We start from the raw sequence: 12,264 nt of genomic DNA, 5'->3' as shown, positions 1-12,264 counted from the left end.
TTGTTTCATTGGTTTGACCGCTCAGGCATCGTTTCTGACCGCTCGACTTTGTTTGTGACCGTTCAGACAATTACTGTCAGACTTCCATTCGTTATTCGTTGCAGAACACTATCTTCCAAACACAAATACCTCTTTTTCTAGCAAAAGAGCACTCCTTCTTTGACTGGGATAGACTTGTTTCATTGGTTTGACCGCTCAGGCATCGTTTCTGACCGCTCGGGCCTTATTTATGACCGTTCAATCCTGTTTCTGACCGCTCGACTTCGTTTGTGACCGTTCAGACAATTTCTGTCAGATTTCTATTTGTTATTCAGTGCTGATCGCCATCTTCCAATCACAAATACCTCTTTTTCTAGCAAAAGAGCACTCCTTCTTTGACTGGGATAAACTTGTTTCATTGGTTTGACCGCTCAGGCATCGTTTCTGACCGCTCGGACCTTATTTATGACCGTTCAAGCCTTTTTCTGACCGCTCAACCTGGTTTGTGACCGTTCAGACAATTTCTGTCAGATTTCTATTTGTTATTCAGTGCTGATCACCTTCTTCCAAACACAAATACCTCTTTTTCTAGCAAAAGAGCACTCCTTCTTTGACTGGGATAGACTTGTTTCATTGGTTTGACCGCTTAGGCATCGTTTCTGACCGCTCGGGCCTTATTTATGACCGCTCAATCCTGTTTCTGACCGCTCGACTTCGTTTGTGACCGTTCAGACAATTTCTGTCAGATTTCTATTTGTTATTCAGTGCTGATCGCCATCTTCCAAACACAAATACCTCTTTTTCTAGCAAAAGAGCACTCCTTCTTTGACTGGGATAGACTTGTTTCATTGGTTTGACCGCTCAGGCATCGTTTCTGACCGCTCGGGCCTTATTTATGACTGTTCAAGCCTGTTTCTGACCGCTTAGCTTCATTTGTGACCGTTCAGACAATTACTTCCAAAGCCACAAAAAAAACGACCCCCCACAAAGGAATCGCTCAATCTATCAAGCTCTCAACATATTATTAGCATGAGCCGGCAGCTTCGCCAATGCCTGCTCAAAATCTTTGATCAAGTCATCTGCATCCTCAAGGCCTACGCTGATGCGCAATAGTCCATCTGAGATTCCGCGGCGTTCCCGCTCTTCTTTTGGCATAGCGGCGTGGGACATTCTTGCGGGATACGATAGAATGGATTCTACTGCTCCCAGGCTTACTGCGAAGACGGGCAATTCTACGTTTTTTACAAGTGTGCGGACGGCGTCTTCGTCAGCTAATGTGAATGATAGCACAGCACCTGGTCCGTCTGCTTGATATCGCTGAATGGAATGGCCAGGATGAAATGTTAAACCTGGGTAATAAACGTTGCGTACGGCCTTATGTTTAGATAAGTAGTCTGCGAGTTTGCGTGCGGACGCTGAAGACTGCTGAAGTCTGACGTTCAATGTCTTGATTCCCCGCAGGACAAGCCAGCTGTCTTGTACGCCGAGTACCGCACCAAATGCATTTTGCAGCTTTTGAACTTGGGCCGCGAGCTCATCACCTTTCACAACAGCAAGACCGGCCAGGACATCGCTGTGTCCAGCCAAAAACTTCGTAGCGCTGTGAAGCACGATATCGACTCCAAGCTCAAGCGGTCGCTGCAAGACCGGAGTTAAGAACGTATTATCCAAAAACGTTAAACAGTTATTCGCTTTTGCCAGCTTCGTAATACCCTGTATGTCGGTAATTTTCAAAAGCGGATTTGATGGAGTCTCAACATAAATCACTTTCGTATTCTCTTTGATGTGAGATGCTACTTCATGCAAATCGGTCATGTCGACAAAGCTGTATTCTATGCCGAATCGGCTCAATACATCAGTAATGATACGGTACGTTCCACCGTATACGTCTTCCGTGATTAAGACGTGATCTCCCTTGGAGAGCAGCAGAAAACAGGTTGAGATTGCAGCCATTCCAGATGCAAAGGCAAAGCCTTTTGTGCCGCCTTCGAGCTCGGCGATCGTTTCTTCCAATGCCTCTCGTGTTGGGTTTCCGGATCTGCTGTAATCAAATTTTCCGTAATCATCGAAGTCAAATTGGTGAAAAGTAGAGGAATGATGGATTGGAACGCTCACCGCTCCCGTTTCTTTTTGCACCTTTTGACGATTGTGAAGCAGTTTCGTTTCGAACTTCCAATCATCGTTGCTCAACTTTGTCAGCCTCCTTCATTAGCTCAAATGCCTGTGTAAGGTCTTTCTCCAAATCGCCGGCATATTCAATTCCTACTGAAAAGCGCAATAATCGGTTGCAAACACCATTCTTCGTGCGTATCTCTTCAGGAATATCCATATGTGTCTGTGTTGCCGGATATGTGATAAAGCTTTCCACTCCGCCTAAGCTTTCAGCAAATGTAATCGTCTGCAGGGCTTTCAGAAACGGATTCACCCAGTCTTCCTTCTGCAATCGGAATGACAGCATTCCTCCTTTGCCCGGATAAAGAACATCTGACACCTCTGTCTGCTTTTCAAGAAATGATGCGAGCTTTCGAGCATTGGACTCATGCTGTTTCATCCGCAAAGCCAATGTTTTCATTCCGCGAATCAGCAGCCATGAATCAAAAGGAGCGAGCACTCCTCCAATCGCGTTGTGATGCTGAGCGAGTTCTTCACAAAGCTCTTTTCCCTTTGCCACTACCAAGCCTGCCAGTACATCATTGTGGCCGCCTAAATATTTGGTGGCACTATGGATCACGATATCCGCTCCATCCACTATCGGCGTTTGCAGGATTGGTGTGTAAAATGTGTTATCGACAATCAGCAATACATTATTTTCACGTGCTATTTTGGCAATATCGCTGACCTCTGTTTCCTGCATCAAAGGATTTGTCGGTGTTTCCAGAAAAATAGCCTTTGTGCGTTCATTGATCAGCTTCTGCGTACAGTCCTCGTCTTTAAAATCTGCATAATGAAAAACTAGCCCGTATTTCCGCCACTCTTTTTCAAATAACCGATAGGTTCCGCCATATAAATCAGAAGAGACAATCAGCTCATCTCCGCTTTTAAACAGCGCCATAATGGTTTGGATAGCTGCCATGCCTGAACTGAAGGCATAGCCCTGGTCTCCGTGTTCAAGTTCAGCTATCGCTTTTTCAAGGATGGCACGAGTTGGATTCCCTGTACGGATGTAATCAAATCCAGTTGATTCCCCAATTCCATTATGCCGGTATGCTGTAGAAAAATAGACGGGTGGATTTACTGTTCCCGTTGTATTCTCACTTCGATTGCCTATTTGCGCCAAGATTGTTTCAATGCGTTCTGTCATTTCCAACACCGTCCTATTGTTTTTTCAAAAAGCTGTTTTCATGAAGACTCTTTTAAAATGCCTTTAAAAAAATAAAAAACGTCTTCCTCATTAAGAAGAAGACGTTGATATCGTAAGCTGGCTTCTCCTTATCTCCCAAGCATCATAGTACGCTTGCTGGATTTAGCACCTTGGTTCGAATAGGATATGCCCCATTCTTTTCCGGTTGCTGAGATTTCACAGGGCCAGAACCCTCCATCTCTCTGGATAAGAATAAATAGTATGAACTTTTTGAATTGTTTTTATAACCTTATCTCATTCTCATATAATTTGCAAGGGGTTTTCTAAAAAAATGGCTTATTGCGATTCACGATCATCACACCAGCTATAATCAGCAATCCCCCTGCTGCACTTGCTATTAAAACCGGTTCATTCAATAAAAGAGCAGCTGCAGCCACTGTTGCCAGGGGTTCGAAATATAAAAAAGAGGATACTCTTGTCGCCTCCATCACTTCGAGGGCCTTGCCCCAAAACCAGTAGGCAATGGCAGAGACAAAAATACCGAGAAACAGCAAGTGTGCCCAGGTATCATTTGAAAGGGCTGCAATCTTTATCCATCCGTTATTTCTTAAAAAGAAAGGCACTGTCATCAAAAATCCGATAAAGCTTGTATAAAAAGTGACCGTTAAAGCAGGATAGGGAATTCTTAATTTTTTTATAAGAATGGAATAGACAGCCCAGTTCAATGTGCTTAAAATCATGAGAAGATATCCAATGTTTGCATGAAACGTCAAAGATCCCCCCTGCCCATAAGAAGTAATCAATAGAACGCCTGCAATAGCCATTGTCATTCCAATCGCCTTAAATAAGGTAAATGCTTCTTTCAAAAAAAGAGATGCCAAGATGGCTGTAAAAATAGGGGAAAAAGAAATAATCCAGCCGGCTTGTGATGCCTGAATGGATTGAAGCGCGGCTGCCTGTACGACCTGATGGACAAAAATCCCCAGTGTTGCCAAGATGAATACGTGTGGCAGGTGAAGAATTTTCATTTTTACATTTTGCCGGAGGATGAGCAGCAGGAAAAATAAAAAGACAGAAGCAATTCCAAATCTGATTGAGAGCAAGGTAAATGGATCAAGCTGAGCCAGCACGGCTTTAGTGGAAACAAAGGAAATCCCCCAGAAGGAAATGGAGATAGCTGCATAGATACTTGCGATCATTTTGATTGATACCCTCATTGACCCACACTTCCAATCGCTTAATTTTAGGCTTGTCTTCTAAAAAGGAATATGAGGTCTGGCATGGGAATATACCGCTTCAGGAGCAGTTAAAAAGCTAAACTGAATCATGCATAATATGTGATGCAAGAATTTTGTCACATTTCATGATAAAATGGATGGAAGCGTTTTTATTCATTTTAGTGGATGTGACAGCGTCCATCATCTTTGGGGGTAATTGTGATGACAGCGAAAGCAGGAATTGTAAAAGAGACGCTGCTTTATTCGAAGGAATTAGAAGAAGAAGTAACGCTCCTTATTTATTTGCCGAAGAACTACTCGCCACTTTATAAGTACAGCCTGATCATTGCACAGGATGGACAGGATTACTTCAGACTTGGGCGTATTTCAAGACAGACTGAAGAACTTTTAAGTGAAAGAGAAATTGAAAATGTGATTATTGTCGGCATTCCATATCGCGATGTACATGATCGCCGTGATAAGTATCATCCCGATGGACCGAAGCAAAAAGCATACATCCGATTTTTAGCTCATGAGGTCGTTCCCTATTTGGATAAGGAATTTCCAACCTACCAAATGGGAGCTGGACGTGCTTTAATTGGGGATTCACTTGCAGGTACGGTATCCTTCATGACAGCAATGACTTATCCGAATACGTTCGGCAAGGTTATTATGCAATCACCATATGCAGATGAAAAAGTCCTGAAAATGGTGGATGAATTTTCCTCGCCAGCCCTTTTAACGGTTTATCATCAAATCGGCACTGAAGAAACGGAAGTAAAGACGACGGATGGTGAAGTGAAAAATTTCATCAATCCGAACCGCGAACTGAAAGAAGCTATTTCCAAAAAAGGAATTCCATCAGTGTATGAAGAATTTGAAGGTGATCACAAATGGACATTTTGGCAGCCATCTTTAAAAAAGATCTTAAAAGCAATGTTCTGATTGGCTTATATGCTTCAATAATGAAATTTGATATACTATGAATACATTTTTATACATGGGAGGGAACACTTATGAAGTACGGAATTGCCATTTTTCCATCAAAAAAATTACAGGATTCAGCTAACTCTTATCGAAAGCGCTATGATCCCAATTATGCCTTGATTCCGCCTCATTTAACGCTGAAACAGCCTTTTGAAGCGACGGATGAACAAGTTAGGGACATTTCAAGAGAGCTTCGTCAAATCGCGCAGCGGATGCAGCCGGTAACCATCTCCATACAAAAGTTCAGTTCCTTTTCGCCAGTGAATAATGTCATTTATCTTAAAGTTGAGCCAACAGAGGAAATTATGAAGCTGTACGAAGCTCTCCATGACGAATATTTTTCAGATATCGAACCTGAATATGCATTTGTGCCGCATATTACAATTGGCCAAAAGCTATCGGATGATGAACATTCAGACGTTCTTGGCAGCTTAAAAATGACAGACTTTCAGCATGAAGAAACCATTGACCGCTTCCATTTGCTTTATCAGCTTGAAAATGGCTCATGGACCGTATATGAAACATTTCTGCTTGGAAAGGAAGGTTTTTAAGTGATCGCAAGAATTGTAAAGTCAGATGAAGAATTGCAGGACGCATATGATGTCCGCACGAAAGTTTTTGTAGAAGAGCAGCAAGTTCCTGAAGAAGAGGAAATTGATCAATTTGAAAGAGAAGCATCGCATGTTGTCTTGTATGACGGAGATAAGCCTGTAGGTGCCGGGCGTTTCCGAATCCTGAACGGCATCGGCAAAATAGAGCGCATTTGTGTCCTTCCTGATTACCGATCAAAAGGTGCAGGTAAAATTATTATGGAAAAGCTTGAAGAAATTGCAGCGTCAAAGGAGATGCAAACCTTAAAGCTGAACGCACAAACACATGCAGAACCATTTTATACAAAGCTCGGCTATTCGACCATTTCTAAAGAAACATTTTTAGATGCCGGTATTCCGCATGTGACTATGGTAAAAGAAATGAAATAAAAAGCAGCTAATAGCTGCTTTTTATTTTCGTCATCTTATACAGATAGAATAAGATGGTGCTGAATAAAGCGATGATCAACGGAACATACCACCACCCAGGTCCATCCTTCCCTAAGGCAGATCGTACGGTACCCCAGGATGCGATTCCTAAAAAGAAACTAACTTCAAAACTGATTACAGCAAGCAATTTCCTTGCTGACCTATACATTTCTTCTGCATTTTTTTCCGTTATTTCCATTGGATAATTATAGAGATGAGGAACCTTTGACAAAAAGAATAACATGACAAGAAGACATGTACTAAGCACAGGCAATAACCAAATGTTTCCTTTCCTTCCCCATCCATCTGGTTCTCCCTAGACATTAAAATGAATCGGTATTGTATTGGGAATTTTGCTCCAAACTGACCCAATAAAGATCACAACGATTAAATAACACAAACGAGAGGCTTTGAAATATTCTTTCCATTTTTGTTATTGGCAACGAAATTCTAGGGCGCATATTCATATATCATTCTCTCCCTTCTCTTTTCGCTATAATTCCTGCCAAACCTGCACATGCTAGAAGTATCTATTATGAGACGGGTGACGTTTATATGGAATTTGTACATACTGGCATCGATTTAGTCATTGGATTTTTCGGTTTATTTTTTTTAACACGGATTTTAGGGAAAACACAAATCACACAAATTACGACCTTTGATTTTATTTCTGCACTAGTACTTGGAGAGCTCGTGGGAAATGCTGTATTTGATGATGATACAGGCATCCTCAAAATTCTGTTTGCTATATCTGTGTGGGGAAGCTTAATTTTCATCATAGAAATCATTACGCAAAAATGGAAAGGAACACGAGGATTTTTAGAAGGCAGACCAACGATTATCATTCATCAGGGAAAGATAGTCCGTGAAAGTCTGAGAAAAAGCAAGCTGGATCTAAATCAGCTTCAGCATCTTGTCAGAGCAAAAGGCGCCTTTTCACTCAGGGAGGTAGCATTTGCCATATTAGAAACTGATGGTACAGTTAATATCCTAAAAAAACCAATGTTTGAAGCACCAACCCGAAGTGATTTTCAATTTAATCCGGAACACGCTATTCTGCCTTTTTCGATGATTCTTGACGGTGAGGTTTTATTAGATAACGTTCGTGAAGCAGGTTTATCAGAGGAATGGCTGCAGCAAGAACTTAGAAAACACAATATAAAGAGCTACAAAGATGTCTTATATGCTGAGTGGCTTGAAGGGTACGGGCTTTTTCTGCAAAAATTGAATTAACATTTAAAATATAGAGAAGCATCCTCAATTGTGATTTGAGCTTTCTTTTCCTTAATAAGCTTGGTTACATAAGCAGTAATGGCTGTTCTGAACAAAAGCCATGAGGACAATGTTTGGGGATTTACGTCAAAATGCCGGCAAATTTTTTGAACTAATTTTTCTTGACTTATAGGTCCTTCAGAAATGATTTGGGAAAGAACCGAGAGAACATGCTGATGATATTTTACATTTTGACTCACAGTTTCTTGGAATGTCTCTTCATAGATTCCATGTCCGGGCACTGCTCCCTTACAATCAATAGTCAATAGTTTCTCAAGTGAAATTATCGTATCATCAGCATCGATGATATAAGGAATTTTATGCTTTCTAAGCTGCTCCATTCCAAAGTACGAGTCAGCAGCAAATAAAATTCCATCTGCCTTTACGCCAAGCTGCATGAGACTGTGACCTGGAAATGCAATGCATTCAAACGAAACATCACCACATTGATAAATCCCTTCCTTCACCTCTTCATTGATGGAAATAGGTGTCCCTTCTAGAAATTTATTGCGCAGCTCAGGTAAGGGTTTGTTGCCTTGGAATAAGTATAGCGGTTCCAATATTGGGTTCCTAAGAATGGCTGCTTCTTCTTTTGCTGCAAATGTATGTACATCATGTTTTTCTTGAATAAATGCTGCCCCTCCATAATGATCGGCATGAGCATGGGTGATGAATAAATGGGTCAAAGGACAGTCGTGTTCGGTTAATTGCTTACTTACTTTTTTTGCTGCTTGCTGATCAAGGCCGGCATCAATGAGCATCCCATGTCTCCCGCTCTTGATATAGCCGATATTGACGGCAGCTTGAAAATAGAAGCATTGTTCCGTTAATTTTATAAATTTCATGAGATACCTCTTTTTTAGGCTGTTTTCGCATCGATTGTTGTTATTGGTTATTAATTGTACCCGTGGATTTTCACTGCAGGCACTTGCTTTCCGCTGTGAGGGATGGGAGCCTCTCATCGGGCTATGCCTGTGGGGTCTCCCATTCCTTTCTATTTCCCGCAGGAGTCAAGTGCTTTTCCGCTGCAATCCACTAAAGGTTTTAACCATTTTTTCCAAAAGCAACAACTTTACGAAAAGAGCCTATCATTAAATAGATTCATTAAAAAGCTGGCCATTTCCAGTCATTTTTTTCATATAAAGTTCCTGATTCAGCTTGCTGCGTTTTACCTTTTCCAGCATGTGAGAAAATTTCTTTTCTTCCTCTAACGATTTGGTGTTAAGTTCAATTCGCGCGACACTTGTTAATTCTGCATAATCCTGCTTGTGCCTGACCGTCCGATTGGCATACTGCACATACTGATCTAACTGAACTGGTGCTACGTAACTCATCTATATCACCCCTGTTAGTAGACTATTCCCATAAATACTTTCGCTAAAACGAATCTTACTTCCTCTTTTTTGTTTTGCTTCCTTTTGATAAGATAGAGTTTGTGTCTTTATTTAAAAGATACGAACCCTATTGAGAAATTATGGGAGGACTTCCGTTGATTTGTGGAAAATTAAAAGATGAATTTATACAGCTCCCTTATTTGGCCAGAGAGAGGTATCAGCACGTCTATGAAGCAAGTCTTCATGGAAAAGTGACATGCGCATGCTGCAATCAGCCATTAAAGCTATACTTAAGCATAAAACAAAAACCTTATTTTTATCACGCTGATCATGCCATTCATAATCAATGTGAACAATACAGCGAAACGATTCAGCAGGCTGCCGCTTCAAAAGAAGTTGAATATAAAGAAATGAATGGTTTTCGGATGCCATCATCGCGGGCAATAACAGATGATCAGACGCAAAAAGAAACGTCGTGGAAGTCATTCCAGCTCGCAAAGCTTGGTCACACTTCATGGAGTGCAAAAGAAAAAGCTGCAGCAAAGAGTATTTTGACAGTCAAGCTTGATGACACACAGCTTGAAGCGGTAACAACAATTGACGGACCCTTGCTCGTTCTTGCCGGGGCAGGCAGCGGAAAAACACGAGTTCTGACCACACGCGCTCTTTACATGATGGAGGAGCAAAATATAAATCCCGGATCCATCATGCTTGTCACGTTCACCTCAAAAGCAGCACAGGAAATGAAGAATCGGATAAGCGGGTATGCAGCGTCACAAGCAGCAGGCAGACTTGTATGCGGAACGTTTCACAGTATCTTTTATAAAATTCTGATGCACAGTGATTCTGAAAGATGGAATGGACATCATTTAATTAAATGGGACTGGCAGAAAGAGCAGTACATAAAATCTGCAGGACGTGAGCTCGGTCTGGATGAAAAAGAATTTCCATTTGATCAGGCCCTGCAGCAAATTAGTTTTTGGAAAAATACATTTCTCTCCAAGCGTAAAATAAAGCCTGAAACGGAATGGGAAGAAAAAGCACTTTTTCTTTATGAAAAATATGAAGAAATGAAGAATGCACAGAATCAGTTTGATTTCGACGATATGCTGATAAAATGCTATGAACTTCTTCTTGAAAATCCAAAGCTGCTTGCCCAATATCAAGAGCGGTTTCACTATTTTCTCGTAGATGAATTTCAGGATATCAATCCAGTTCAGTATGAGCTTCTAAAAATGCTTTCCTCTCATACGAAACAGCTATGTGTAGTTGGAGACGATGATCAATCTATCTATGCATTCAGGGGAAGCGATCCATCTTTTATTCTGAATTTTAAGCAGGATTTTCCTGATGCTAAAATTGTGACACTTGCCGAGAACTACAGGTCCAGCCATGAAATTGTTTCGAGTGCGAACTCGGTTATTTCAAAAAATAAACAGCGTCATCAAAAAGCGATGAACGCACAATATCAAAATGAAGCCCCTCCGCTTTTCTTTTTTCCGCATGATGAAGAAGAGGAAGCGACATTAGTTGTAACTGATATGAAAGAAAAGCTGAAAAACGGAGCAAAACCGGCTGATTTTGCTGTTTTGTATCGGACCCATACCGCAGGCCGCGCGATTTTCGAGCGTCTCGCTCAATCAAGTATTCCTTTTACGATTGAACAGGAGGGACTTTCTTTTTACGAAAGAAGAATGGTCAAAGGTGTTCTTGCCTACTTAAGGCTTGGAATGAATCCTGATGATTCAGCCGCTATTGGGCATGTGATGACCGCCCTATTCATTAAACAGAGTGCTCTTAATGACCTTAAGGCTTTTTCCATTACACATGATTGTACATTTGTAGAAGCTCTCACGAAACTAGAATCTCTGCAGCCCTTTCAAAAGGCAAAGATTAAACGAATTGTTCCAATGTTTGCAAAGCTGAAAACATTGAAGCCAACCGCCGCGATTGACCTAATTGAAAAAGATATGGGATTTTCGGACTTCCTGAAAAAGCGCGGGAACGAGGGCAACGCGATTGAAAAAGGCTCTGACGATTTAAAAGACTTACGCGTTCTTGCCAATAAATTTGATACAGTTGCCGAACTTCTCGAGCACGTCGATCATATGACGGCGAAATCGAAAGAATGGAAGCAGCAGCGGGATCCTCATTCCGTTCAGCTCATGACAGTCCATCGTGCGAAAGGACTGGAATATGAGCATGTCTACATTTTAGGAGCTGTTGACGGAGGACTTCCTCATGACTTTGCACTCGATTCGTTCCGAAAAGGAGACGAGAAGCCGATTGAGGAAGAGCGCCGCTTAATGTATGTAGCCATGACCAGGGCGAAATCTTCCCTATCTGTCTCTGTTCCTCAGTTCAGGAGAGGAAGAAAGGCGATTCCTTCACGATTCATTCGAGGTTTGATGGTTTAATAATAGCAATGGAAACGGCCTCCCCAAATCAGGAGAGGCCGCTTTGTTCTTTATTTCTTATTGATCATCTTGGAGATAGTGTTAAAGTCCAGCTTTTCTTTGCCATTTACGATACTATTAACGATTTTGTCTTCCATTTCTTTATTAACAGGTTTGTTGGCGATTTGGGAAACGCGGCGGATTACACCGCGTACGGTTTTTTCGTCTTTGAAATTGGCATTTTGAAGGGAGTTGGCGAGGTCTAATACTTCCTTCATATTCACGCCGGTTTTCTTTTCAATATTTTTAAATAAGTGATTATCCATGTTTGTTGCCTCCTTTACGATGATATATCCTATGAATCTCTTTACCTGTTGTGCCTATCTTTCTTAAAAAAGCAATGGTCGTATGGATTGTTGTATCTGCACAATCTCCATTAGGAGATCGTCTCATAATAATTACGATTTAATTTTTTAGAAAAAACCCTAAAACAAGGAAAGTACGGACAATAATGCCCGTACTTCCTTTCTCATCACATCAGTTATGCTTAGTGAAAGAAAGAAGCACCTACGATGATCAATAAGATGAACAATACTACGATTAAAACAAATGTTGAACCATAGTAGCCTCCGCCGTAACCTCCGCCATAGCCGCCGCAACCATATCCGTATCCCATATCTTAGCCACCTCCTTCTATCTTTCGTCTATACAGCATATGTCAAAGAAACAGAATTGTTTGTACAGTAAGGATGGGCTCTT

Annotated in this window: 13 protein-coding genes and 1 riboswitch; of the genes, 5 read left to right on the top strand and 8 right to left on the bottom strand. The window is 41.3% G+C overall.

Translation table 11 applies throughout. From position 1 onward, the window contains the following. Nucleotides 1-984: 984 nt before the first annotated feature. The 3 genes from metC to CYJ36_RS00685 all read right to left on the bottom strand — a co-directional run bounded on the left by metC (nucleotide 985) and on the right by CYJ36_RS00685 (nucleotide 4,497). A complete protein-coding gene (gene metC / locus CYJ36_RS00695) occupies nucleotides 985-2,169 on the bottom strand; it encodes a cystathionine beta-lyase (RefSeq protein ID WP_101563846.1) in 1,185 nt (394 codons plus the stop codon). Then, nucleotides 2,156-3,280, bottom strand: coding sequence for a methionine biosynthesis PLP-dependent protein (locus CYJ36_RS00690; RefSeq protein WP_101563845.1), 1,125 nt, complete (start codon nucleotides 3,278-3,280; stop codon nucleotides 2,156-2,158). The genes metC and CYJ36_RS00690 overlap by 14 nt, the downstream gene beginning before the upstream one ends. 125 nt (nucleotides 3,281-3,405) lie before the next feature. After that, a riboswitch (SAM riboswitch) is annotated at nucleotides 3,406-3,533 on the bottom strand. A 70-nt stretch (nucleotides 3,534-3,603) separates the two neighbouring features. After that, nucleotides 3,604-4,497: a DMT family transporter gene (locus CYJ36_RS00685; protein WP_101563844.1), complete on the bottom strand. Its 894-nt coding sequence runs from the start codon at nucleotides 4,495-4,497 to the stop codon at nucleotides 3,604-3,606. A gap of 222 nt (nucleotides 4,498-4,719) precedes the next feature. On the opposite strand from CYJ36_RS00685, the gene CYJ36_RS00680 reads away from it, so the two are divergent. The 3 genes from CYJ36_RS00680 to CYJ36_RS00670 all read left to right on the top strand — a co-directional run bounded on the left by CYJ36_RS00680 (nucleotide 4,720) and on the right by CYJ36_RS00670 (nucleotide 6,464). Next, nucleotides 4,720-5,442: an alpha/beta hydrolase gene (locus tag CYJ36_RS00680; RefSeq protein ID WP_101563842.1), complete on the top strand. Its 723-nt coding sequence runs from the start codon at nucleotides 4,720-4,722 to the stop codon at nucleotides 5,440-5,442. Nucleotides 5,443-5,513: 71 nt separating this feature from the next. Next, the gene (locus CYJ36_RS00675) at nucleotides 5,514-6,035 is read left to right on the top strand and encodes a YjcG family protein (RefSeq protein ID WP_101563839.1); all 522 of its coding nucleotides are present in this window, start codon (nucleotides 5,514-5,516) and stop codon (nucleotides 6,033-6,035) included. Continuing rightward, on the top strand, nucleotides 6,036-6,464 hold the full coding sequence (locus tag CYJ36_RS00670) for a GNAT family N-acetyltransferase (protein ID WP_101563837.1): 429 nt from the start codon (nucleotides 6,036-6,038) through the stop codon (nucleotides 6,462-6,464). A gap of 7 nt (nucleotides 6,465-6,471) precedes the next feature. Here the strand turns inward: CYJ36_RS00670 and CYJ36_RS23950 are convergent, their stop codons facing one another. Then, a complete protein-coding gene (locus tag CYJ36_RS23950; RefSeq protein ID WP_219621050.1) occupies nucleotides 6,472-6,771 on the bottom strand; it encodes a hypothetical protein in 300 nt (99 codons plus the stop codon). 287 nt (nucleotides 6,772-7,058) lie between these two features. Here CYJ36_RS23950 and CYJ36_RS00660 point away from each other — a divergent pair, with 287 nt between their 5' ends. Further along, nucleotides 7,059-7,736, top strand: coding sequence for a DUF421 domain-containing protein (locus tag CYJ36_RS00660; RefSeq protein WP_101563833.1), 678 nt, complete (start codon nucleotides 7,059-7,061; stop codon nucleotides 7,734-7,736). On the opposite strand, the gene CYJ36_RS00655 is transcribed toward CYJ36_RS00660, so the two are convergent. Together CYJ36_RS00655 and CYJ36_RS00650 are read right to left on the bottom strand one after the other, a co-directional pair. Next, the gene (locus CYJ36_RS00655) at nucleotides 7,733-8,620 is read right to left on the bottom strand and encodes an MBL fold metallo-hydrolase (protein ID WP_101563831.1); all 888 of its coding nucleotides are present in this window, start codon (nucleotides 8,618-8,620) and stop codon (nucleotides 7,733-7,735) included. The genes CYJ36_RS00660 and CYJ36_RS00655 overlap by 4 nt on opposite strands. Before the next feature lie 246 nt (nucleotides 8,621-8,866). Beyond that, complete coding sequence (locus tag CYJ36_RS00650) at nucleotides 8,867-9,109, bottom strand: hypothetical protein (protein WP_101563829.1); 243 nt, start codon at nucleotides 9,107-9,109, stop codon at nucleotides 8,867-8,869. Between the two features lie 155 nt (nucleotides 9,110-9,264). On the opposite strand from CYJ36_RS00650, the gene CYJ36_RS00645 reads away from it, so the two are divergent. Next, complete coding sequence (locus CYJ36_RS00645) at nucleotides 9,265-11,526, top strand: ATP-dependent helicase (protein ID WP_224773333.1); 2,262 nt, start codon at nucleotides 9,265-9,267, stop codon at nucleotides 11,524-11,526. Nucleotides 11,527-11,576: 50 nt separating this feature from the next. Here the strand turns inward: CYJ36_RS00645 and CYJ36_RS00640 are convergent, their stop codons facing one another. Together CYJ36_RS00640 and CYJ36_RS00635 are read right to left on the bottom strand one after the other, a co-directional pair. Next, nucleotides 11,577-11,831 (bottom strand): stage VI sporulation protein F, encoded by a 255-nt coding sequence (locus CYJ36_RS00640; protein WP_101563825.1) that lies wholly within the window; start codon nucleotides 11,829-11,831, stop codon nucleotides 11,577-11,579. A gap of 221 nt (nucleotides 11,832-12,052) precedes the next feature. Further along, nucleotides 12,053-12,181, bottom strand: a complete 129-nt coding sequence (locus CYJ36_RS00635; RefSeq protein ID WP_101563823.1) for a YjcZ family sporulation protein — start codon at nucleotides 12,179-12,181, stop codon at nucleotides 12,053-12,055. Between the last annotated feature and the right edge of the window lie 83 nt (nucleotides 12,182-12,264).

Origin of the sequence: Bacillus sp. UMB0893, assembly GCF_002858905.1 — a bacterium.
Classification (GTDB): Bacteria; Bacillota; Bacilli; order Bacillales; family Bacillaceae; genus Bacillus_P.
Note: the sequence above shows the minus strand (reverse complement) of the source record. Positions and strands in the feature narration are given on the sequence as shown.

Excerpts from the sequence above, each read along its gene's own strand:
- CYJ36_RS00650 (WP_101563829.1), bottom strand. The coding sequence starts at position 9,109 with ATGAGTTACGTAGCACCAGTTCAGTTAGATCAGTATGTGCAGTATGCC.
- CYJ36_RS00680 (WP_101563842.1), top strand. The coding sequence starts at position 4,720 with ATGACAGCGAAAGCAGGAATTGTAAAAGAGACGCTGCTTTATTCGAAG.
- CYJ36_RS00660 (WP_101563833.1), top strand. The coding sequence starts at position 7,059 with ATGGAATTTGTACATACTGGCATCGATTTAGTCATTGGATTTTTCGGT.
- CYJ36_RS00635 (WP_101563823.1), bottom strand. The coding sequence starts at position 12,181 with ATGGGATACGGATATGGTTGCGGCGGCTATGGCGGAGGTTACGGCGGA.
- CYJ36_RS00655 (WP_101563831.1), bottom strand. The coding sequence starts at position 8,620 with ATGAAATTTATAAAATTAACGGAACAATGCTTCTATTTTCAAGCTGCC.
- CYJ36_RS00640 (WP_101563825.1), bottom strand. The coding sequence starts at position 11,831 with ATGGATAATCACTTATTTAAAAATATTGAAAAGAAAACCGGCGTGAAT.
- CYJ36_RS00675 (WP_101563839.1), top strand. The coding sequence starts at position 5,514 with ATGAAGTACGGAATTGCCATTTTTCCATCAAAAAAATTACAGGATTCA.
- CYJ36_RS00685 (WP_101563844.1), bottom strand. The coding sequence starts at position 4,497 with ATGAGGGTATCAATCAAAATGATCGCAAGTATCTATGCAGCTATCTCC.
- CYJ36_RS00690 (WP_101563845.1), bottom strand. The coding sequence starts at position 3,280 with ATGACAGAACGCATTGAAACAATCTTGGCGCAAATAGGCAATCGAAGT.